Raw genomic sequence first — 22,352 nt, 5'->3', positions numbered from 1 at the left:
CTGATGAGTTTTAGCGACTACATCGTGGCCCATTGCGAGGCCGATTAAAAGTGGATGGGTCCATTCCATTATCCATGACCGAACTCACGCAATTTGTCTATTCGCCCTGCGGCAACTCCGAGGGGAGGTGTATTCCTTGGAGTTTTGAGTCGTTAGATCGCGATTCATCAGCAAAAAATAAGCGCGAAAAATGAGAAAGCTAAAACGATATCAAGTGATTACCCATCAAACCGTATAAAAAACCGCTACCGCAAAAAAGCAAATTCCTATAGCATCATTCATACCCATTTACACGGATGTGGCAGCGGCCAAGTCCAACAAGCGATTTATGCCCTGCAAACAGCGCAGCGCATAAATACTAAGACGTTAGGACTATATAAGGAAATATCATGCTTAAGCTTTTAAATGTTTTCTCCGTAAGCCTTGTTCTATTTCTTTCCGGTTGCTCTAAGCCAGGACTGGAATTAACGAAAGAGCAATATGGAGAAAAGTGGCCATTAACCGTTTCATCAGGGCATGTAGAATGCAAAAATAATGCTGTTATTTTTCATTCTAATGGAAAAACATATGCTGTAAATGGTGTGGCTAAAACTCAAGGTTACTCTGAAATTAATGCAATCTGGAAAGATGACCCCGCATTTTTTGAAATGGCAGCCGAAATTGCTAAGGCAGAAAATACTGCTGTTGATGAAGTTATAAAATCAATGGGATCGCCAACCAAAATTAGTATTAGTCCAGTTTTGGATAGCGGCCTTAAATTATGCAAGTAATGAAATTTGCCCGTCCTAACAAGGTGCGGCACTCGGGGCCTGCGGCGCTCACAAGTTCGCGCGCATGCGCACGGCGTTAATTTATAGAAATTTTAATCCGAAACTCAAAAATTAGAGTTAGGAATCTATCACGCTTTTGTCCAAAAACGAGTCACATATCTTCTTTAAAACAAATAGGCTACACCGATGTTAAACAGGAGAGCCATGGTGATTAGCGAGACGACCGTCCGCCCCATGGACGGGGCGGTCGAGCATCCACGGATGGACTAGCTGCGTGTCGTCGAGCAAATACCATGGCTCGCCTATAATTCAGCGCTTTCAGAGCCAACTCAATTACCTCGCTTGCTCAACATCATTCCTATTTGATGATCAGTAAATTTGGTGTGTAACCCACCCATCAATCAATCCTTACCCAATTGCTAATTTGGTTTCTGCGTAGCGCAGTTTCTTGGTCCTTGGGCTGGCGAGGAAGTAGGCGAGTACGAGTGGGCCTAGGCGACCCATGAACATTATAAAAATGATGATGGCTTGGCCTAGAGTGGTTAAGTTGCCTGTCAAACCGCGGGACAAACCGACTGTGCCCAGTGCCGATACGGCCTCAAAGACGATATCAATTAACGGTGCGTTTTCACTTAATACCAGTGCGAAGATGGCTAGCCAAGTGACGCCAATGGAGATCATGGTTAGCGCCAAGGCTTTGCTGACAGTGTCTTTGGGGATTTCCCGTTTAAACACATAGATGGCTTCGTCGCGGCGTAAATAACCATAAGTGGCCAAAATCAGCACCATAAAGGTGACGACTTTAATGCCGCTGGCGGTACTTAATGAGCCGCCGCCGATAAACATCAATACCAGCATGAGTAGCGTTGTACCATCTTCGAGTTGGTCAATTGCTAGGGTATTAAAGCCTGCGGTGCGCGGTGTAACGGCTTGAAACCATGAGGCTAACCATTTACCGAGTTCGCTTAAGGGCGCCAAGGTATTGGGGTTGTTGTACTCAATAAAGTAAATCGCAATCACTGCGACGGCGTTGATAATCATAGTGCCTGTGATCATCATGCGGCTGTAAACGCTGAGTTTTGACCAACGTTTGTTCCTACGAAGATCTATCCACACCGAGAATCCAAGGCCACCTATGATGAGCAGGCCCGTGATGGTGAGATTAATGACAGGATCGGCAACATAGGGCATTAGGCTGTCGGCACTGAGGGCAAAACCTGCGTTGTTAAAGGCGCTGATGGTGTAGAAAAAACCGTGGAATAAGCTGGTTTGCCAACCGAGTTCCTGACTCCAGTACACTGAAAGAATGGCCATGCCTACGGCTTCAACCAGTAGAGAAAACACTAACACTGATTTTGCCGTTGACACTAGAGTCGATGTATCTGTTTGATTAAAAGCCTCTTTTGCGACTGTTTGGTGTAAAAAACCAATTCTGCCGCCAATGGCGATCAAGGTGACAATGGCGAAGGTCATCAGCCCAAGTCCACCGCATTGAATTAACAGCGCTATGACGATTTGCCCAAAGGGCGTAAAAACAGTGCCAGTATCGACAACAACCAGCCCTGTCACTGTTACTGCCGAGGTGGCCGTGAACAGACTTTGTAGCCACGTAATAGACGATTCGGTTGCTATCGGCAGTTTGAGTAAGCAAGTGCCTAAGATGATCAACAATGCAAAGCTCACGCTTAGGATAAAGGGCGGTGCGCCTAACAGCTTTTTACTCGATTTGGGTTTATGCTCAATCGCCATGATGGAGGGATGCCATTGAACCAAGTTACACCAACCTTGGCGCTAGGTATTTGAGCTCAGTACGGCTACCGCAGAGCAGTAAGGCGTCATTCGTTTGCAGGATAAATTGACTATCAATTTTGCTGAAAACCGTCAGATCCCGCTTAACCATAATGGCGGCGACTTTGCCTTTAGGATTGCGTATCACATTGCTTTTTGCATCATCTTTAACATCATCCTGTGCAGCGCCGAGGAGTTGGCTGACAGTAGTTTGATCAAGGTGAGGCTTGATATGGATTTCGACCACATAGAGACCATCACCAATCGGCAGGAAATTGTTCACCATAGGATAGTTGAGTGACTGGGCGACACGTATGCCCATTTCTTCCTCTGGATGTATGATGCGGGCGACGCCGAGTTTAGAGACGATAGTGTGATGGGCTTTAGTGCTGGCCTTGACCCAAATGACTTCTACGCCTAGATTCTTGAGCGCCAAGGTGCACAGCAAACTTGATTGCATATCTTCGCCAATTGCGACCAGTACGGCTTCACTGTTTGCGAGGTCTAGCTCACGAAGTGCGGCTTCGTCGGAACAATCACAAATAACCGCTTCGGTTAAGTCTTCTACGTATTTTTCCACCATTTTAGGGTCACTATCCACGCCAGTGACCGTGTGGCCTAAGTGGATCAATTCTAGGCTAGCGGCGACACCAAATCTCCCTAAGCCAATAACGGTAAAATGTGCCATTAAAATATCCTTTTCTATTTTATAACAAATGCTTATCTATTGTTTGTTAAGCGATAACCTAGGCCCGCTTCTGTCTTAATGAGCTGTTGCTCGCTGCTGTCATTGAGTTTTTTACGTAACTGACTGACTAAGATCCGCAGATAATGACTGTCTTCTTGATGGGTTTTACCCCAAATATCCCGCAGTAATTCAGTTTGTTTAACGAGCTGACCAGGGTGAGACATTAAGGTCTCCATCAGGGCAAACTCCTTTTTGGTTAAGGCGATTTCTTGCTGATCGAGCCAAAGCTGGTGGGTACTTTTTTGCAACTTAAGTGCGCCAAACTGCAGTAAATCACTTAATGGCGGTTCATCGACTAAATCGCGGACTAAAACCTTGATGCGCGCGATTAACTCCCTGATCCCAAATGGCTTGCTGAGATAGTCATTGGCGCCTGCTTCCAAAAGACGAATTTTTTCTTCCTCTTGATCGCGGGCGGTTAAGATAAGCACTGGCACTTTGTCACTCTGACGTAGGGTTTGCAGCAAGCTGATGCCATCACCATCGGGTAGGCCAAGATCGAGCACTAACACATGTGGCTGCTGCGCATGATATTGGGCGAGGGCAGAGGCAATCGAGGCGGCGCCATGATATTCGAATCCTTCCGCTTCTAAAGATATCCGCATAAAAGTGTGGATTTGCGCTTCGTCATCGACAACCAGCACCTTATAAGCCATTTATTCCTCTCCCTTTTTTATCGGCAATGCGATACGAATAAGGCTGCCATGAGCGACAGGTTCGGCGCTGATCTGGCCACCATGGGCGGTAATTATGCCCTTAGCAACAGCAAGCCCAAGGCCCGAGCCGCTATCGGTTGAGGGATGTTGGCGATAAAAGAGTTCAAAAATTGCCTGCGCTTGAGCGGGTTCTATGCCAAGACCCTCATCTTGGATATCTAACAGTAACGCATCGCCCTGCTGATACGCCTTTACTATGACTTGCTTATCAGAAGGCGAATAGCGCAGCGCATTATCCAATACATTAAAAATAGCTTGCTCAATCAATGAGCTGCATATCAAGAGTGACGGTAGATCGGCGTCACTCTTGATGATAATGCGCGGCTGCGTGGCTGGAAAACGGGCAATAGCTTGGTGCAATACATTCATTATGGCGTCTTCACTCAAGCTAAACTTGAGTGCGCCGTGTTGTAACTTAGTGGCTTGCAGCAGGTTTTCGATATATTGGTGCAGGCGATGGCTTTCGGCCGCCGCGCTATCAATCAGCTCATCCTTTTGGTCTGGGCTGAGCTTAGGCATGTATTCCTTTAAGGTGGTGAGCGTGCCAATGATAGTGGCGAGTGGGGTGCGTAAATCGTGGGAAACCGACAGCAAAATACTGTTGCGTAACTGAGCTTGTTCGAGAGCATCTTGTTGACGTCGATAGTGTTCGGCTAATTTGCTGGTAGTGAGGGCGACAAGCAGAAACACACTGAGATTGAGAATGTCCTCAAGATTAAACATCTGGAGTGAATAACGTGGTGTGGTAAATAGAAAATTAAAGCTGGTCGCCTCAAACACTGCTGCAAAATAGGCCAAGTTTGCGTTGCATTGTAGGGCTACGGCCACTACGGCCAATTGTAAAATCAGCAGTACGGCGATAGTCGAGTTTGAAAAGTGATCGATAAAGGCGCTGCTGAAAATGGCCGTCACTAGCACTATGAAGGTAAATAAAGTCGGGTGCGAACGCCAGTATTGTGTCATGGGAGCCGCTATGGATGAAGTCATGAATAGAAAGACGCATATAAAGAAAGTGCCTGTACTTTAGCAAAGGCATTTTAAGATAGCGCGTAAAAATGTCGTAAAATTTGTAACCTTGTGAGTGGCTTAGCTTGCACTTAGCTTAGGCAAATCGAGCTTGTTCACATCACACTTTGGGTAAATGATAAGGCTTACCGCATACACTTATGTTGTAAGCCTTAACCTAGGCGCAGGCCATTACGTAAGATGCCAAAGTGCCTATCCAACCACTAACCCTGAATTATTTACCTGCCTGTCATTGAGTTGCCCGTCATTGAGCTAAGCATCACCAAGGTATTGGTGGGGGCACTAAGCGTTTGCCACTATAGCCAGTAACGGCGGCGAAGCGGGGATCTTCGGCTTCCCAATCTGCCTGTGCTTTGACTATTTCATCTTTGCTATGGCCGACAAAGTTCCACCAAATGCTGACAGGATCAGCCAGTGGCGCGCCGCCAATCAGCAGTATGCGACAACCCGCCTCGAGTTTTATGGTGATGGTTTCGCGTAGCATGCCAAGGTAGGCGAGGTGGTTATTATCAAAACTGTCATCCTCGATTTGGAAGCGGCCTTCCAGTGGCATGAGGGCATATTCGAAACTAGGGTCGAGATTCAGAGTGAGTTCAGCGTCATGGGCGGCAAACAGATCTATGGCAACGATAGGTGAGAAGTGTAATGTGGGCGCCTGTTTATGATGCCAACTGCCAATCAGTAGGGTGAATTCGACGCCTGACTCGTGCCAAGTCGGTAGCTCTGGGTAGTGATCGAATCTCGGAGTGGTATCTTTGTGCTCTAGTGGTAAGGCTATCCATAGTTGGGCTGCGTGCATAGTGTGATGGCCCGCTATCGACTCTTCGGTGTGGGCTATGCCGTGTCCGGCTGTCATCAGGTTAACTTGTTTTGGGCGGATCACTTGAGCACTGCCGAGGCTGTCCCTGTGCATGATTTCGCCTTCGAGCATCCAAGTAAAGGTTTGCAACCCAATGTGTGGATGTTGGCCGACGTTTAACTGCGGGCCGTCGGTGATTGGGCCAATATGGTCGAGAAAGCACCAAGGGCCGATAAGGCGGCGCTCTTTTTGTGGAATAGCCCGTGCGACAGGTATGCCGCCGACATCACTGATTTTGGGGGCAATCCGTTGAGCTTGAATGCGGCCATTTTCAATAGGACATTCCTTAGGGCCACCATAAAACTGTGCTTGTAGTTCACTCATGTTCGCTCCTTATTCCATTACTAGGGCATGCTCAGTTCAGTTTGGCTCGGTTCAGCGCAGCTAAGTGTGAACCTAGAATCTCGCATGGGGGCAGATCTCATCTTGCATTCGAGCCGAAGGTTTTAGCTTCGGGTATTCCGGTCGATTTTGCAAATTGTGGCAGTGACCTGATAGAGGGCAATTGCACTTTTTAGTGGTTAACTTAACGTGTTTTAGGATCTTCAAATTCTCCTTCGATACACTTTGATAGCCTAATTCAAGTACGAATGTGTGACTGAGCCCGCGTGAATGGGACTTTTATCTGTCCTTTACTTTAGCAAGCCTGTATTTATGTGGGCATTAGCGTTTGATGTTTTACTCGAGCCTAAATACGAGTGTTTGACAAGTTTGGGGCTCGGTGATTTTTATCATCCATGTCTTACGTTGGATCTGCAAAATCGAGTCTATCTTTTATGGGAGCTTGTGTTGGCGGCAAAGCCTGTCTTCACCCTAATCCATTCAGCGTACAGGCTTAACACTCATAAATATATCATTGGTAAATATAACGTTGGGCTGTGATTCAGCGTGATAGATCAAGGAGAAAGCGTGCTCGAAAATCAAATGATGTTACTGGCGGTATTTGAACGGGCGGCCTTGATGCTGATGACCTTGTTCTTTTTAACTCGCACTCGACCGTTTCAGCGTTTATTCCAAAAGCGTAATCATACCCCCGCAGAGTTGGTTTCTGTGGCGGCGATATTTTGCTTATTTGCGGTATTTAGTACTTATACCGGCATTGAGGTTGAAGGCGCGTTGGTCAACGTGCGGATTATTGCGATTATTTCTGGCGGGATTCTATTTGGCCCTTGGGTGGGTATTCCTGCGGGCGTGCTGTCGGGGCTGCATAGATATCTTATTGATATGGATGGTGATACTTCTATCCCGTGTTTAATCGCTAGCATTATTGCTGGCCTTATGGCGACGTGGATTTATTACAAATGTCCCAAATCTAAGTTGTGGATTTATGGCATTGCGGCGGGCATGTTGTGCGAAACGCTGACCATGTTGTTGATTTGGTTGCTGACAGAGCCACACGAGGTGGGCGTTGAGATAGTGAGTCATATTGCCTATCCCATGATTGCGGGTACTGTGTGTATCGGACTGATTATCAAGTTAGTGCAGGATCTCGACGATGAGAAAGAGTTGATTGCCGCTAAGCAGGCCAAGCTCGCGCTGGATATTGCCAATAAAACCTTACCCTTTTTCCGCAAGATTGACCGCCATGCCTTAGAGCAAGTTTGCGCTGTGATCCGCAATGAAATCCATGCCGATGCCGTGGCGATTACCGATACTCGCGATGTATTAGCCTATATGGGCGTTGGCAAAGATTACTACGAGGTCGATGGTCATCAAGCGATTAGCGAAATGACTCAAAGGGCGATAGAGCAAGATCAAAACATTATTAACAATGACTTACGCCAATATCATTTATCGGATTTTCATTCGGTCATCATAATCCCGCTGCGCGAAAACGGCACTGTGAGTGGCACGCTGAAGATTTACTATCGCAATACCTATCGTATCACTAGCTCGTTGCGGGAGATGGCCGTGGGTTTGTCGCAGCTGATTTCGACCCAGATGGAAGTGTCGCGTATCGAGCAACTGCAAGAGATGACCCGCAAGGCGGAGTTTACGGCGTTGCAGAGCAAGATTAACCCGCACTTTTTATTTAATGCCCTCAATGCGATTTCTTCTTTGATCCGTATTCGGCCACAGCAGGCGCGGGAGTTGATTGCTAATCTGGCCGATTATCTGCGCTATAACTTGGCTAAAGGCGATGAGCTGATTGATATCCAAGAAGAAGTGAAACAAGTCCGTGATTATGTGGCGATCGAGCAGGCGCGCTTTGGCGACAAGCTTGAAGTGATCTTCGATGTCGACGATGTGCATTTTTGTGTACCTTGCCTCTTGTTACAGCCGCTGGTGGAAAACGCGATTTTGCACGGCATTCAGCCGCGCAGTGCACCGGGCAGAGTGACCATAGAAGTGAAAAAACTCGATGCAGGCATTCGCGTCGCCGTGCGCGATACTGGCTATGGGATCCGCCAAGAGGTGATTGATGGCGTAGCTGCTGGCCTTGTAGAAAGCAGCAGTATTGGGCTGATGAATGTGCACCAGAGAGTGAAGTTATTGTACGGCGAAGGTTTGCAGCTTAAACGGCTCGAACCGGGGACTGAAGTCAGTTTTTACTTACCGGAAAATGAGGCGCAAGTATGTTAAAAGCCATCATAGTTGAAGATGAATATCTCGCCCGTGAGGAGCTAGAGTATTTAGTGAAGAGCCACAGTGAGATAGACATAGTGGCTAGCTTCGAGGATGGCTTAGAGGCCTTTAAATATTTGCAGGATCACGAGGTCGATGTGGTGTTTTTGGATATCCAAATACCGTCCATTGATGGCCTCTTGTTGGCGAAGAATCTGCATAAATCGACCCATCCTCCCCATGTGGTGTTTGTTACTGCCTATAAAGAATTTGCAGTAGAAGCGTTTGAGCTCGAAGCCTTCGATTATATTCTCAAGCCCTACAATGAACCGCGGATCATCAGCTTATTGCAGAAGATTGAACAGGTGGGGCGGCAAGCACCAAAGCCGCAACATGAGGCCGCGAGTAACACTAGTCGAACCGTGAATTTAGTCAAAGGTGAGCGGATTATCGTCACGCCCTGCGAGCAAATTTATTATGCCGAGGCAGATGAAAAACTCACCTATGTGTACACCCGCACCGACCGTTATGTGATGCAGATGACCATCAGTGAGTTTGTGAGTCGTTTGCCTGCTGAAGGTTTTTTTCGCTGTCACCGTTCCTATTGCGTCAATATCAACAAGATCCGCGAAATCGTGCCTTGGTTCAATAGTACTTACCTGATTAGGTTGCATGATTTGTCGTTCGAGGTGCCCGTTAGCCGTAGTAATATTAAGGCTTTTCGACAGCTGATGAGGCTGTAATTGTCATTCATTCCTGCAGATCTGTATTTCATGCCTTAATTGATCGGCGCGAATCGCATCTCTCTTATAGTGGACTCAATTCCTGATCCCCTAAAGCGAGATGCATCATGACTAAAGAGATGAACCGTACTCGGTACCTGACCTTAGTTGGTACTATTATCACCCAGTTTGCACTCGGCTCAGTTTACACTTGGAGCCTGTTCAATGCGCAGTTGGCCGTTAAGCTCGACGAACCCGTCAGCCAAGTGGCGTTTGTGTTTGGTTTGCTGAGTTTGTCTTTGGCCGTGGCATCTTCCATGGCGGGCAAATTACAGGAACGTTTTGGCGTACGTAATGTCACCTTAGGCGCAGGCCTGCTACTCGGCGTTGGATTCTTACTCACTGCCCAAGCCAGCAACTTGATGATGCTTTACCTGTGCGCAGGGATTTTAGTGGGCTTTGCCGATGGCACTGGCTACTTGATGACCTTGTCTAACTGCGTGAAGTGGTTCCCCGAACGCAAAGGGCTGATTTCGGCGTTAGCGATTGGCGCTTATGGTCTAGGTAGCCTCGGATTTAAATACATTAACGTGCTGTTACTCGAAAACACTGGCCTTGAAACCACCTTCCAACTGTGGGGCCTGATCGCCATGGCGCTGGTGTTATGTGGCGGTATGTTGATGAAAGATGCGCCTGCACAATCAGCCGCAAGTCAGCAGGCCGAAAGCCGCGACTTCACCCTCGCAGAAGCCATGCGTAAGCCGCAATACTGGATGCTGGCGCTGATGTTCCTGTCTGCCTGTATGAGTGGTTTGTATGTGATTGGTGTGGCTAAAGATATCGGCGAGAAGATGGTCGACTTGCCTGTACTGGTCGCCGCCAATGCTGTTGCTGTGATTGCTATGGCGAACCTCAGTGGTCGTTTAGTGCTGGGTATTCTGTCGGACAAAATCCCCCGCATTCGGGTTATTTCGCTGGCGCAGATCATCACCTTAGTCGGTATGGTGTTACTGTTGTTCATTCCTTTGAATGCTAACCTGTTCTTCGTCGCGGTCGCCTGCGTTGCCTTTAGCTTTGGTGGCACTATTACTGTCTATCCATCACTGGTGAGCGACTTCTTCGGCCTGAATAACCTGACTAAAAACTATGGCGTTATCTACTTAGGTTTTGGTGTCGGCAGCATTATCGGTTCGATTGTCGCCTCGTTATTTGGTGGCTTTATTGCAACCTTCAACGTGATTTTAGTGTTGCTGGTAGTGGCGTTAGTCATGTCATTAACCATTCGTATGCCAGAGCCTAAAACCCCAGTGTCAGCCAAGAAAGCGACTAAGAGCACACCGCGCTTAGTGAACATGACGGCAGAATCGGCGTAAGCACAAACTCTTAGTCCGGCCTAGCCAAAAGCTAAAACAAAAATCCGCAGCTAAATGGCTGCGGATTTTTTGCTTTTTTATCACTTCAACAACAGGTAACTTGATAGCCATAAAGCGTTATTCAGGATGTGTTGATGTTAACGGACCCTCTTTTTTGGTTGGTGGCGATACCTGCAGTATTGATTACTGGGATTTCTAAATCCGGTTTTGCGGGTGGCGTGGGCGGCTTAACTGTCCCGCTATTGGCGCTGGCCATTAGCCCTGCTACAGCGGCGGCAGTCATGTTACCACTGCTGATTTATATGGATTTTTTAAGTGTACGTTCTTGGTGGGGGCAACATAATCCGCGTCATTTATGGATCCTCTTACCCGCGGCGATTGTGGGAATTTTTATCGCTTATCTGTTGTTCGAACGATTAAACGAAGATTACTTACGGGCGATTCTAGGCTGTGTGTCCTTAGGTTTTGGTTTGTATGGTTTGATCCTTGGGGATAAAACTCAAGCATCACCTTCACCTCTGGTTGGGCGCTTGTGTGGCTTAACCGCCGGATTTACGAGCTTTGTTGCCCATGCGGGCGGGCCGCCACTCAATGCTTATTTGTTGCCGTTGCGCTTGGCCAAGGCAGAGTTTTTAGCCACTGCCGTGGTGTTTTTTGCGGTGGTGAATCTGGTTAAACTTGTTCCTTACAGTTTGCTTGGGCAGATTAACCAAGAGAATATTATCGTTTCTCTGCTGTTGGTACCGCTTGCATGGTTAGGGGTAAAGTTAGGTTTGTTCATTCAAGATAAAATTGACGATAGGTTATTTAAACGCATCATATTGATTTTAATGGTGCTGGTGGGTGTGCGTTTATTGTGGACGTCGTTATAGTTTTAAGCTTTAGGTTATATTAGTCTGCTAGAGTACGCGGGTGTTGGGGCGTTTTGATCCCCAGCCGCCTGAATTTACCTGATAAAAACTCAAAATTACGTTACTGTGAAACCTGCCTGCAATGAGTTTGAAGCTATGAAACGATTACTGATAGTTATCTTAGCCTTAGGCCTTGGCGCTTGTGCTAGCGCGCCAGAACCTAAGCCTGTGGTAAAGCAAGTTGAACCCGCCACGGTTTGGAATGATAGCAATATCTCCGAACTGCATTCTGAGTGGCGTGGAGTACCTTATCGCCTTGGTGGTGGCACTAAGCGTGGCATAGATTGCTCGGCCTTTGTGTCTGTCGCCTATCAGAAGATGTTGGGTATGACCTTACCGCGCACAGTCGAAGAGCAACAAGCCTTAGGTAAACCCGTGCCGAGAAATCAACTGCGCAAGGGGGACTTGGTATTTTTCAAGACGGGCTGGAGCACACACCATGTCGGCATTTATGTAGGAGGCGATAATTTTCTCCACGTTTCCACTAGCCAAGGGGTGAAGATTTCGAGCCTGCACAACAGTTATTGGGCGTCTAAGTATTGGAATGCACGGCGGATTTAACATATCTTCTTTATGCACTTGGGCTTATGAGTTAGCGGAGACAATATGTCCTTAGAGCCTGCGTTATCCCAGAGTGACCCTTTACCTACTTCTGTTTTTCTCGCCATTTTCTCCGCCGTATTCTTGCCCATGTTTTTGGCCGCGGTTGATCAAACCTTACTCGCGACGGCGACGCCAGCCATAGTTGAAGATCTTGGCGGTCTGCGCCAAGCCTCGTGGATCACTATCGGCTATATGCTGGCGATGGCCGCTTCTGTGCCGATTTATGGCTGGTTAGGAGATAACTTCGGTCGCGCGAAAATCCTGATGATCGCCTTAGTGATTTTTGCACTGGGCTCTATCGTTTCGGCGAGTGCAGGCACTATGGACCACATGATCGCCGGACGTATCTTGCAGGGCATGGGCGGTGGCGGTTTGATGAGTTTGTCCCAATCCTTAATTGGTGAGTTAGTGCCCATTCGGCAGCGGGCGCGTTTCCAAGGCTATTTTGCCGCTATGTTTACCCTCGCGAGTGTCGGCGGCCCTGTGATTGGCGGGATTGTGGTGCATGCCTATTCGTGGCATTGGCTGTTTTGGGCGAATATTCCACTGGCTATGCTGGCCGTATGGCGGCTCAATGGCTTACATAAGCGCAGCGTTAAACCCGTTCGCCAAGGCAAGTTTGATTTAGTGGGCGTGGTCTTGTTTCCGGCAATTATCACTGCGCTGTTGTATTGGTTATCTATGGCGGGGCAAGAGTTTGCTTGGCTTTCTGCGACCAGCTTAGGTTTTGCCGTCTTTGTGGTAGTTGGCATTTTAGGCTTGTTATTGTGGGAACGGCGATTGGCGAGTCCGTTTCTGCCGTTAGATTTACTGGTGAAGAAGGCCGTGTATATGCCACTGCTAACGGCGGCGCTGTTTGCGGCCTGTTTGTTTGCGATGATCTTCTTCCTGCCGATTTATCTGCAGGTGGGCTTACACACTAATCCCGCTAAAACCGGTTTACTGCTCTTGCCTATGACCTTCGGTATCGTCACAGGCTCGACGATAGCAGGCCGACTGTTAAGCAAAGATGTCGCGCCTAAGTGGTTGCCGACCTTTGGTATGAGCTTAGCTTTTATCGGCTTGTTATTGATTAGTTTTGTTCCGCCCAATGCCAATGTGATCGGCGGCTTAGGTGTATTGGTCGGAATAGGGCTAGGGACTGTGATGCCGAGTGTGCAGCTCGTGGTGCAGAGCGTGTCGGGCAAGGCGCGACTCAGCCAGATCACGGCTATGGTGTCGCTATGTCGTTCTATGGGCGCCGCTATTGGCACTGCGTTATTTAGTGTGCTGCTTTATAGTCTGCTGCCACTCAAGGGTTCAGAGCTTGGCATCGCCACCATTAAAACTCTGCCGACAGAGGTGGTGCATCACGCCTTCCAATATGGATTTATGGCCGCTGCGGGTGTGGCATTGTGCGCCGCGATAGTCGGTTTTTTATCCCCTGCGACGGCATTAAAAGATCATGATAGCGAAACTGCGCAGTAAGCCTAGATTTGCAGGTGCACGACCCATTTAAGCCGTGTACTATTTGCGCTGAGCCGTATTTTTGTGGCCTTATTCGATTCCAGGACATAAGCATGACAATAACAAAACACTGGACCCTAAAGAGCATAGCCAACGAGTTGGGTGTCTCTAATGCCACTGTGTCTAACGCGTTTAATCGCCCCGATCAATTATCGGAAAAACGTCGTAATGAAATTTTAGCGGCTTGCACTAAGTTGGGTTATTTCGGACCAAATAAAGCGGCTCAATCCCTACGTAAGGGCAAGTTCGATACTGTCGCCTTGGTGCTGTCGGATAGCGTGGAATACATGGTGTCCGATCCCGTCGCCAGTAAATTTATGAAGGGCGTAGCCTCTGTCTTGGAGCAAGAAAAACTCAATTTGCTGCTGTTTTCGGGCAGTTCAGACAGTGTAAATGCGGTAGCCGATTTTGTGGATGGTTTTATTTGTTATGGTCGTCCGCGCAATGCCCTGTTGGCCGAGCAGTTAAAGCAGGTAAAGAAAAAGGTCGTCACGGTCGATTTTGATATCCACCGCAATGCATCAGTGAGCATAGACAATAAGTTAGCCGCCTATGAAGTGGCGAAACTGGCATTGCAATCGCCCGCAGACAATGTGGCCATTTTAGGGTTACGTTTGCTCGATACCCACTTAACGTGCCGGGTTTATGATTTAAATCTGCTCGAAATCGATATGTCTATTGCTCATCAAAGGTTGCAGGGTTACTTGCAAGCGATTGAAGAAATGGGTGTAACGCTTGGCAATGATCGCATTTGGAATATCCCCGAGAGCAATGCGGAATATGCGCAAATTGCGGCAAAAGAAGCGCTGAACTCGACTCCGCGGCCGAATGTGTTTTTATGCATGAGTGATTTAATCGCCTTGAGTGTGCTCGGTGAGGCGCAGGCCATGGGGCTGAGTGTTCCCGAAGATGTGCGCGTAGTAGGGTTTGATGGCATAGACGAAGGCACACGTTCAAACCCGCCGTTAACGACTGTCTATCAATACTCTGAGCAAAAGGGCCGAAAAGCGGCACAAATGTTTGTTAGTGATGCTGTGCATGCGGAAGTTTTGGGCTATGAATTACGCCTCGGTAAGAGCTGCTAGTCTCTACATCTTTTAACTAAAAAAGGCGCATTGAATGCGCCTTTTTGCTATCTCAAAAATATGCCGCTTAGCTTGAACTTAAACCCAAGCTCAAGCCCGAACAGGAACGCAAGCTTATGCTTGAGCCAGCAGTTTTGATAACGATATTTCTGTCTTTTTACCTTGCTTATCTAAGAGGATGATTTGACCCTCTTTATTGGCAAAATCGAGGGTGAGGCTCGCCTGCGAATCGGCCGCTGTCCAAGATAAGGTTAACGTGCGTTCTGCTGATGCCATCGTAAATCGGCCATCGAAGGCTGGGCTGCTATTACGCAGTTTAATCAGTTGAGTCAGCGCCTTAACTACAGGTTTCTGTAACGCTTGTTGCACTTTTTCACGGTTCAAGTAAGGACGATTAATATCGCGACCGACATGGGTGTTGTTGAGCAGTTCCATATCATTTGGAATCGCCAGCAGACCCGCGTAATACACCTGCGGAATACCCGGTGCGAAAAACTGAATCGCCCGCGCCATCAAATAATCTAAGTCATTCTGGCCGAGCGCATCGTAATAGGTGCAGTTGATTTGATATAAATCGACGTTACTGGCGGCCGCGCCTGTGGCTTGAAGACTCTCGCCCTTACTGTTGCCATGTATGGTTTCAACCAGATTATCGATTTGATTTTCGGTCAATAATCCGCGCAAGCCATCCATAGGGCCGACGTCGATAATGCCGATGCCGTCGTGGGTGTCGAGTACGGTAATGCAGTTGCGCGGCGCCATTTCCAGCCAATGGGTCAAGGCTTGGCAATCTTGGCTAAATAGCGTGTGCAAGATGAGTGGTGGCAGGGCGAAGTCGTACACCATATCGACCCGCTTGGCGATCTCGACCTGAGTCATGTGGTGCGAATGAATTTCGGCCAGCGTTGTCATACCTAACGCATTGGCCTGCTTAGCTAATTTATCCACGAACTCGAAGGACTCTTCAATCATAAAGCAGCTAGTGCCGGGCTTTTTAATCGCATAGCCCGCCGCATCTAAACGGATCAGATTCACTTTACTGTGGTCGAAACGCGCCAGCACTCGGTTTAAATAATCTTTACCCGCGGCGGAATGAACGTCGATATCGATTTGATTGCGGGTAAAGGTGGTCCAAAACTCTTCGGTCGAGCCATCGGCTAAGGTGTAAGTGCTGAAGCAACTGCCCGGGCGTGGACGATAGATAGCGGCTTGATCTTGCGCGCTTAACCCTTCAGGAAATACCTTGTCTTTGGTTAAAAATAAATCCCAGTAAGCCGATTGTTTGCCGTGTTTGAGTACGTCTTTAAATTCGGGCGACTCGGCGGACATGTGGTTAACGATAAGGTCGGCCATGATGTCGTAATCATCACCAATGCGTTTAACGTCATCCCAATTGCCTAAGCGTGAATCGACTTGCACATGGTCTATCGGATCGAAGCCCGCATCGCTGCCGTCAATGGGGAAATAGAAAGGCAAAAGATGTACGCCGCCGAATAGACCTTGCAGCTCGTCATCGAGCAGTGCTTTGAGCTCCTTGAGCCCTGCATTCGTAATTCTGTCGACATAGGTGATCAGTTGCACTTGGTTTTTCATACTTTGCCCACGCTTGAGTTGTCTTTTTAGAGTAAAGGTTTATGGCAATCGTTAATTGATTGCACAACTAAACTTAATCGATTAAGTTGTATATTTAACCAATATGAAACATTATTCAAGTGGTTTGTTGGATTTTTGAGTTAGTCTCAAGTTTTGGGGGAGGCTGGCTCACTGCTGTACACAAAAGCCGAAACCCTTTCAGCATGCTGTCACTGAGCTGCTGAGAGCGAGTAGGTATAATAACGATAAGGTGAAATGGTATGGTAAGTGATTCAAAAGGTTGCGATAACCGCAATCATACCCGTATTCGGGTACTCACATATTTAATGTTTTTCATGTTCGCTATGACCTCTGATGCCGTGGGTGTCATTATTCCAGAGTTGATATCCCAGTTTGGTTTGTCCATGTCGCAGGCCAGTGCCTTTCACTATATGCCGATGATTTTTATCGCGGTGAGTGGACTGTTTTTAGGCTTCTTGGCGGATAAGATAGGGCGTAAGTTAACCATTCTATTGGGGTTATTGTTATTCGCGCTCGCCTGCTTCATGTTCGCGCTGGGGGAATCGTTTTACTATTTCTTGTTCCTACTCGCCTTTGTCGGCACGGCGATTGGCGTCTTTAAAACCGGCGCGCTGGGGCTTATTGGCGATATCTCGACTTCCTCAAAACAGCATTCGAGCACTATGAATACGGTAGAGGGCTACTTTGGTGTCGGTGCCATGATAGGGCCGGCCATCGTTAGTTATTTACTGATCAGCGGCGTCTCTTGGAAGTATCTGTATTTTGGCGCGGGTTGCTTCTGTTTAGTGCTGTGTTGGTTAGCTTACCGAGCGGATTATCCGCAAATCAAACGTTCCTCGACGGATGCCATTAACCTTGCCAGCACCTTTAAGATGATGAAAAACCCTTATGCATTAGGGTTCTCACTCGCGATAGGTTTATATGTTGCCACCGAAGTGGCGATTTACGTGTGGATGCCGACCTTGCTGCAAAGCTATCAAGGTGATTACACCACATTGGCCGCCTATGCCCTGACGATCTTTTTTACCCTGCGTGCGGGTGGGCGCTTTTTAGGGGGTTGGGTGCTCGATCGCTTCCCGTGGCAGCAAGTAATGTTCTGGTTTAGCTTCGCGATAAGTGCTTGTTATCTTGGGTCTATGATCTACGGCATTGAAGCGGCTGTTGTCTTGCTGCCCTTGTCTGGGCTGTTTATGTCGATGATGTATCCCACGCTTAACTCTAAGGGGATTAGCTGTTTCCCTGTGGATCAGCATGGCTCTGTGGCTGGGGTGATTCTGTTTTTTACTGCCGTGTCCGCTGCCGTAGGGCCCTTGTTGATGGGGTTCGTGGGCGATATTTTCGGCCATGTTAAATATGGCTTCTACCTCGCCACTGGTTTTGCCATTTTGTTATGCCTCCTGAGCGGATTTAATCTCGTTAAAGATCCTGCTCGTCATGTGTTAACTTTCGATGCGCACTAATTTGGGCTGTGACAGAAAATATTTTTCTGTCACATTTCTTCAATTAATCAATATGTTGATATGGTACACCCAGAGTGCGAACCAAAATTGTGCAAAAAACACACTTGCTTTTTGTTATTAAGTTGCTAACTTGTTAACTTAATCGATTAAGTTGATTCGGGGTTCAGTTCAATATGACCTTGAACAATCACTAAGATGGTTCTTCGATTAATCACAATTCGGTAGATGTAGCCATGGGGAGATAGGGCTGCATCTCAAATATGGGTGGGGACATAAAAATGATAAAAAGCACATCACAGAAATTCTTGTTAAGTACATTGGCCGTGTTGGTGAGTTCTCACCTTTGGGCAGCCGACGTACCACAACAGGAAGAAGCTAAGAAAGACGCGTTAGGTTTAGAAAGAATTACTGTTACTGGGGTTGCCCGTGGCACTCGTGTTATGGATTCGAGTGTGTCAGTCAGTAGTGTGTCACTGGCTGAGCTTGAAGTGAGTACGCCGCGTTCATCGGCCGAAGCATTCCGTATTATTCCGGGGATGAAGGTCGAGTCTACTGGCGGTGAAGGTAACGCTAACATAGCTGTGCGTGGTTTACCTGTGGCGTCTGGTGGTGCTAAGTTCCTGCAAATTCAAGAAGATGGTTTGCCAATCCTACAGTTTGGCGATATCGCCTTTGGTAACGCAGACATCTTTTTACGCTTAGATTCAACAGTGCAAACCATTGAATCTATCCGTGGCGGCTCTGCATCGACTGCGGCCAGTAATGCCCCTGGCGGCATTATCAACGTGATCAGTAAAACCGGTACTTCGGATTCGGGCAGTGTGGCTACCACTTTAGGGTTGGATTACGACACTTTCCGTACCGATTTTGAATACGGCACTAGCATCAACGACAGCTTGCGTTTCCATGTGGGTGGTTTTGTGCGCACCGGTGAAGGCCCACGCGACGCTGGCTATAACGCCAACAAAGGCGGCCAGATCAAAGCGAACTTAACCAAAGAATTTGATAAGGGTTATGTTCGCCTGTATTTCAAACATTTAGACGATAAAAGCATTGGTTACTTACCTATGCCTATGTACTCGGATGGCAGTTCAATCCCAGGTTTTGATGCGAAATCCGATGCGATTCAATCCGCGTATTTCCAATCAACCTTGAGCTTAGGTGCCGATGGCGAACGTCGCCGTGGCGATATGCGCGATGGCATGAATCCAGTGGTTAATTCTGTCGGCTTAGAAGCCTCATTCGATTTAGGTAACGATTGGCAGGTAGAAAACCGTTTCCGTTTCTCCGATGTGAGCGGTAACTTCATCGCGCCATTCCCAGCCGAAGTGGCCAACGGTAGCGACATTGCCACCAGTATTGCAGGCACTGGCGCTAAGTTGATTTACGCCAATGGACCTAATGCGGGTAGTCAGATGGACGGTTTAGCCATGCGTATCAATACCTTTGATGTGCAGATGAATGACTTTGGCTCAATCGTAAACGATTTTAAATTGACTAAAACCTTCGACGATACCAGCGTGACCTTAGGCTATTACAACGCCACCCAAAACATCGGCATGAGTTGGATGTGGAACTCTTATTTGATGGAAGTCAAAGGCGATAATGCCGCGCTATTAGATGTGGTTGCCGCCGATGGTACGGCCTATTCTGACAATGGCCTCTATGGTTATGGCGTACCTTACTGGGGAAATTGTTGCCAACGTAATTACGATACCGACTACACCATTAAAGCGCCTTACCTCGCGTTAGCCTCGAGTTTTGGTGACTTATCGCTTGATGCCAGTGTGCGTTATGACAGTGGTGATGCGAGCGGTAACTACGCAGGTAGCGTGCAATCGCAAGTGGATATGAATCTCGATGGGGTGATTTCAATCCCTGAGCAGAGCGTGTCTTCTATTGATAATGCGAACCCTCAGCCAGTAAATTACGATTGGAGTTACACCTCTTACTCATTAGGTGCTAACTATCAATTTGCCAGTGACTTAGCTGCCTTCGGTCGGTTGAGCCACGGTGGCCGCGCCAATGCCGACCGTCTATTGTTTGGTAAAGTGCGTGCCGATGGTTCAGTGGCGAAGGAAGATGCGGTTGATATCGTCGATCAGTACGAGTTAGGGGTTAAGTACCGTTATGATGATTTGTCGGTGTTTGCGACGGCGTTCTACTCTGAAACCGAAGAGCAAAACTTTGAAGCTACCAGCCAACGTTTCTTCGACCGTAAGTACAAAGCCAAAGGTATCGAAATCGAGTCGGCCTATTTTATCGGTGACTTCGACTTTAGAGGCAACCTAACCTGGACCGATGCTGAGATTGCTAAAGATGCATTGACGCCAGAAGTGGTGGGTAATACCCCGAGAAGACAGGCTGACTTTATCTACTCCTTGATGGGCCGTTACAACTTTGACCAAGGTTCTGTGGGCGTTAACTTAATCGGTACCACGGATTCTTATGCTCAAGATAATAACGACTTAAGCTTCGATGGCTACAACCAAGTGAATACTTTCGCGACTTACAATCTGACCGAAGCCATGAGTGTGTCCTTAAACGTCAACAACTTGTTTAATGTCACGGGTATTACTGAGGCGGAAGAAGGCTCAATCCCTGATAACAATATCATCCGTGCCCGTACTATTAATGGCCGCACCACGAGTGCGACGCTGAAATACGAGTTCTAAGCGGATGTTGGTACAGAAACTGTTTTTACAGAAAAAATGCTAAGCCCAAAACAGCCCATGAAAGTGGGCTTTTTGCCTGATATAGAATGCAGAATATAGAATACAAAGTTGGAGTGGAAATGACGGTATTACTCAGTTTCGGTGAGGTGTTAGTAGACTTGCTGCCAACCGATGCCACAGGCAAACATCATCAGCCGATTGCCGGTGGCGCGCCCGCCAATGTGGCCGTAGGTTACGCTAAACTCGGCGGTCAGAGTTATTTTGCCGGTGGCATCAGCGCCGACCATTACGGTGTCATGTTAAAGCAAGCCTTAGCGGAGCAGGGTGTGGCGACCGATTATTTGGCCGAAGTGTCGGGCGCCGCTACCGCGACTGTACTGGTCAATTTAGATGAACAGGGTGAACGCACCTTTGAGTTCAATCGAAATGGCACCGCCGATATGCGCTACAGCAATCAGCATTTCGACCATATTCCATGGCAGGGGATTGATATCTTTCACCTTTGCTCTAATACCTTTACTGAAACTGCCATCTTTAACACTAGCCTTTATGGTGCGCGTTGTGCCAATGCGTTCGCGACCTTAGTGAGTTTCGATGTGAACCTGCGTTTATCCCTGTGGCAGGACACGTCCTTGTTGGCCGAGCGGGTTGAGCAGTGTTTCCGTTACACCCAAGTGCTGAAAATGAGCCGCGAAGAAGCGGACTACTTAGCGTTAGCGCGGGATAAGAGTTTTGAAGATTATCTGCAGTTTTGCCTCGCCCAAGGGGTTGAGGTGATTTTGGTCACCGATGGTGCCAATCCAGTGCAATGCATCACAGGGCAGCAAAGGTTTAGCGTACCCGTCCCCCAAATCTCAGCCGTCGATACTACGGCGGCGGGCGACAGTTTTATCTCAGGATTTCTGTTCGCCTTAGGTTTAGATCTGCAATACGATTTAGGCCATTTAACCTTGAAACAAAGGCTCGAAAGCAAAGAACACTTAGAGGCGGCGGTGGTTTTTGCCACTCGCTGCGGCGCGATTACCTGCGGGCAAAAAGGCGCATTTCCTTCCTTACCTACGTTAGCGCAGGTCAGCTAATCCTTGCTATATTAACGATAATATCCAAGGCGAGCCTGTTGAGTTTCCTTGGATTCTTCTCGTGTAGATTTTCTGCCCGCCACTTTTCAATAGCATAGCGCGAACCCCATCACGTTTTAGTCGCCCCCTTTTCCGAGCATTTATGCTATTTTAGCTGCGGCTTAAGGTCGAAGCTGTAGCGGCTTCTTCCATGTTTGATGTCGACAATTTTCACTTCGGCATGTTTCATTTCAACATCATTGGGGATTTCCTATGAGCAAAGCAAAAATCGGTATTGTGACGGTCAGCGATCGCGCCAGCGCGGGAATTTATGAAGATATCTCAGGCAAGGCGATTATCGACACGCTCAACGACTATCTCACCAGCGAGTGGGAGCCGATTTATCAAGTGATCCCCGATGAGCAGGATGTGATTGAAGCGACGCTGATCAAGATGGCCGACGAGCAGGATTGCTGTTTGATTGTCACTACGGGCGGCACAGGACCTGCGAAACGCGATGTCACCCCAGAAGCGACAGAAGCCGTCTGCGATCGCATGATGCCAGGCTTCGGTGAGTTGATGCGCGCTGAGTCATTAAAATTTGTGCCTACCGCCATTTTATCGCGCCAAACCGCAGGGTTACGTGGTGATTCATTGATTGTGAACTTGCCCGGCAAGCCAAAATCGATTCGCGAATGTTTAGATGCCGTGTTCCCCGCCATTCCTTACTGTATCGACTTGATGGAAGGCCCGTATTTAGAGTGCAATGAGTCGGTTATCAAACCATTCAGGCCTAAGGCTAAGTAATCTTGCTATCGAGCCTGTAAAAAAATAAAGCCACTGAAAATCCAGTGGCTTTGTTGTTTGAGGAGC

General features: G+C 47.9%; 18 protein-coding genes. 12 read left to right on the top strand and 6 right to left on the bottom strand.

All coding sequences use genetic code 11. The features are described from left to right. Positions 1 to 389 precede the first annotated feature (389 nt). A complete protein-coding gene (locus GWI56_RS20295) occupies positions 390 to 770 on the top strand; it encodes a DUF2511 domain-containing protein (protein WP_011845975.1) in 381 nt (126 codons plus the stop codon). A 408-nt stretch (positions 771 to 1,178) separates the two neighbouring features. Here GWI56_RS20295 and GWI56_RS20290 read toward each other — a convergent pair whose 3' ends face one another. The 5 genes from GWI56_RS20290 to GWI56_RS20270 all read right to left on the bottom strand — a co-directional run bounded on the left by GWI56_RS20290 (position 1,179) and on the right by GWI56_RS20270 (position 6,231). Then, on the bottom strand, positions 1,179 to 2,543 hold the full coding sequence (locus GWI56_RS20290) for a TrkH family potassium uptake protein (RefSeq protein WP_131524530.1): 1,365 nt from the start codon (positions 2,541 to 2,543) through the stop codon (positions 1,179 to 1,181). A gap of 1 nt (position 2,544) precedes the next feature. Beyond that, complete coding sequence (locus tag GWI56_RS20285) at positions 2,545 to 3,246, bottom strand: TrkA family potassium uptake protein (RefSeq protein WP_105250904.1); 702 nt, start codon at positions 3,244 to 3,246, stop codon at positions 2,545 to 2,547. 32 nt (positions 3,247 to 3,278) lie between these two features. Further along, positions 3,279 to 3,962, bottom strand: coding sequence for a response regulator transcription factor (locus tag GWI56_RS20280; protein WP_131524531.1), 684 nt, complete (start codon positions 3,960 to 3,962; stop codon positions 3,279 to 3,281). After that, positions 3,963 to 5,009 (bottom strand): ATP-binding protein, encoded by a 1,047-nt coding sequence (locus GWI56_RS20275; RefSeq protein WP_198573898.1) that lies wholly within the window; start codon positions 5,007 to 5,009, stop codon positions 3,963 to 3,965. Positions 5,010 to 5,307: 298 nt separating this feature from the next. After that, positions 5,308 to 6,231, bottom strand: coding sequence for a pirin family protein (locus GWI56_RS20270; RefSeq protein WP_198573897.1), 924 nt, complete (start codon positions 6,229 to 6,231; stop codon positions 5,308 to 5,310). Positions 6,232 to 6,816: 585 nt separating this feature from the next. Here GWI56_RS20270 and GWI56_RS20265 point away from each other — a divergent pair. From GWI56_RS20265 to GWI56_RS20235, 7 genes are all read left to right on the top strand, one after another. Further along, positions 6,817 to 8,490: a sensor histidine kinase gene (locus tag GWI56_RS20265; RefSeq protein WP_347339156.1), complete on the top strand. Its 1,674-nt coding sequence runs from the start codon at positions 6,817 to 6,819 to the stop codon at positions 8,488 to 8,490. Next, positions 8,484 to 9,215: a LytTR family DNA-binding domain-containing protein gene (locus GWI56_RS20260; protein WP_105250908.1), complete on the top strand. Its 732-nt coding sequence runs from the start codon at positions 8,484 to 8,486 to the stop codon at positions 9,213 to 9,215. The genes GWI56_RS20265 and GWI56_RS20260 overlap by 7 nt, the downstream gene beginning before the upstream one ends. A gap of 107 nt (positions 9,216 to 9,322) precedes the next feature. Next, positions 9,323 to 10,567, top strand: coding sequence for an MFS transporter (locus tag GWI56_RS20255; protein WP_198573896.1), 1,245 nt, complete (start codon positions 9,323 to 9,325; stop codon positions 10,565 to 10,567). 134 nt (positions 10,568 to 10,701) lie between these two features. Continuing rightward, positions 10,702 to 11,439, top strand: coding sequence for a sulfite exporter TauE/SafE family protein (locus GWI56_RS20250; protein ID WP_198573895.1), 738 nt, complete (start codon positions 10,702 to 10,704; stop codon positions 11,437 to 11,439). A 135-nt stretch (positions 11,440 to 11,574) separates the two neighbouring features. Further along, complete coding sequence (locus GWI56_RS20245) at positions 11,575 to 12,039, top strand: NlpC/P60 family protein (protein ID WP_105250911.1); 465 nt, start codon at positions 11,575 to 11,577, stop codon at positions 12,037 to 12,039. 45 nt (positions 12,040 to 12,084) lie between these two features. Continuing rightward, complete coding sequence (locus GWI56_RS20240) at positions 12,085 to 13,548, top strand: MFS transporter (RefSeq protein ID WP_198573894.1); 1,464 nt, start codon at positions 12,085 to 12,087, stop codon at positions 13,546 to 13,548. Between the two features lie 92 nt (positions 13,549 to 13,640). After that, positions 13,641 to 14,672 (top strand): LacI family DNA-binding transcriptional regulator, encoded by a 1,032-nt coding sequence (locus GWI56_RS20235; RefSeq protein ID WP_198573893.1) that lies wholly within the window; start codon positions 13,641 to 13,643, stop codon positions 14,670 to 14,672. Between the two features lie 114 nt (positions 14,673 to 14,786). Here GWI56_RS20235 and gtfA read toward each other — a convergent pair whose 3' ends face one another. Then, entirely contained in the window at positions 14,787 to 16,265 is a 1,479-nt protein-coding gene (gene gtfA / locus GWI56_RS20230) for a sucrose phosphorylase (protein ID WP_198573892.1), read from the bottom strand. A 260-nt stretch (positions 16,266 to 16,525) separates the two neighbouring features. Here gtfA and GWI56_RS20225 point away from each other — a divergent pair, with 260 nt between their 5' ends. The 4 genes from GWI56_RS20225 to mog all read left to right on the top strand — a co-directional run bounded on the left by GWI56_RS20225 (position 16,526) and on the right by mog (position 22,286). Next, positions 16,526 to 17,746, top strand: coding sequence for an MFS transporter (locus tag GWI56_RS20225; protein ID WP_198573891.1), 1,221 nt, complete (start codon positions 16,526 to 16,528; stop codon positions 17,744 to 17,746). Between the two features lie 278 nt (positions 17,747 to 18,024). Then, positions 18,025 to 20,421 (top strand): TonB-dependent receptor, encoded by a 2,397-nt coding sequence (locus GWI56_RS20220; RefSeq protein WP_198573890.1) that lies wholly within the window; start codon positions 18,025 to 18,027, stop codon positions 20,419 to 20,421. Positions 20,422 to 20,540: 119 nt separating this feature from the next. After that, positions 20,541 to 21,500, top strand: coding sequence for a carbohydrate kinase (locus GWI56_RS20215; RefSeq protein ID WP_198573889.1), 960 nt, complete (start codon positions 20,541 to 20,543; stop codon positions 21,498 to 21,500). A gap of 252 nt (positions 21,501 to 21,752) precedes the next feature. After that, the gene (mog, locus tag GWI56_RS20210) at positions 21,753 to 22,286 is read left to right on the top strand and encodes a molybdopterin adenylyltransferase (RefSeq protein WP_106648670.1); all 534 of its coding nucleotides are present in this window, start codon (positions 21,753 to 21,755) and stop codon (positions 22,284 to 22,286) included. Positions 22,287 to 22,352: the final 66 nt, after the last annotated feature.

It is taken from the genome of Shewanella sp. DW31, assembly GCF_015767295.1.
GTDB classification, from domain to species: Bacteria; Pseudomonadota; Gammaproteobacteria; order Enterobacterales; family Shewanellaceae; genus Shewanella; species Shewanella oncorhynchi.
Note: the sequence above shows the minus strand (reverse complement) of the source record. Positions and strands in the feature narration are given on the sequence as shown.

Coding starts and splice junctions, on each gene's coding strand:
- GWI56_RS20295 (WP_011845975.1), top strand. CDS start 390: ATGCTTAAGCTTTTAAATGTTTTCTCCGTAAGCCTTGTTCTATTTCTT.
- GWI56_RS20285 (WP_105250904.1), bottom strand. CDS start 3,246: ATGGCACATTTTACCGTTATTGGCTTAGGGAGATTTGGTGTCGCCGCT.
- GWI56_RS20280 (WP_131524531.1), bottom strand. CDS start 3,962: ATGGCTTATAAGGTGCTGGTTGTCGATGACGAAGCGCAAATCCACACT.
- GWI56_RS20275 (WP_198573898.1), bottom strand. CDS start 5,009: ATGACTTCATCCATAGCGGCTCCCATGACACAATACTGGCGTTCGCAC.
- GWI56_RS20270 (WP_198573897.1), bottom strand. CDS start 6,231: ATGAGTGAACTACAAGCACAGTTTTATGGTGGCCCTAAGGAATGTCCT.
- GWI56_RS20260 (WP_105250908.1), top strand. CDS start 8,484: ATGTTAAAAGCCATCATAGTTGAAGATGAATATCTCGCCCGTGAGGAG.
- GWI56_RS20255 (WP_198573896.1), top strand. CDS start 9,323: ATGACTAAAGAGATGAACCGTACTCGGTACCTGACCTTAGTTGGTACT.
- GWI56_RS20250 (WP_198573895.1), top strand. CDS start 10,702: ATGTTAACGGACCCTCTTTTTTGGTTGGTGGCGATACCTGCAGTATTG.
- GWI56_RS20245 (WP_105250911.1), top strand. CDS start 11,575: ATGAAACGATTACTGATAGTTATCTTAGCCTTAGGCCTTGGCGCTTGT.
- GWI56_RS20240 (WP_198573894.1), top strand. CDS start 12,085: ATGTCCTTAGAGCCTGCGTTATCCCAGAGTGACCCTTTACCTACTTCT.
- GWI56_RS20235 (WP_198573893.1), top strand. CDS start 13,641: ATGACAATAACAAAACACTGGACCCTAAAGAGCATAGCCAACGAGTTG.
- gtfA (WP_198573892.1), bottom strand. CDS start 16,265: ATGAAAAACCAAGTGCAACTGATCACCTATGTCGACAGAATTACGAAT.
- GWI56_RS20225 (WP_198573891.1), top strand. CDS start 16,526: ATGGTAAGTGATTCAAAAGGTTGCGATAACCGCAATCATACCCGTATT.
- GWI56_RS20220 (WP_198573890.1), top strand. CDS start 18,025: ATGATAAAAAGCACATCACAGAAATTCTTGTTAAGTACATTGGCCGTG.
- GWI56_RS20215 (WP_198573889.1), top strand. CDS start 20,541: ATGACGGTATTACTCAGTTTCGGTGAGGTGTTAGTAGACTTGCTGCCA.
- mog (WP_106648670.1), top strand. CDS start 21,753: ATGAGCAAAGCAAAAATCGGTATTGTGACGGTCAGCGATCGCGCCAGC.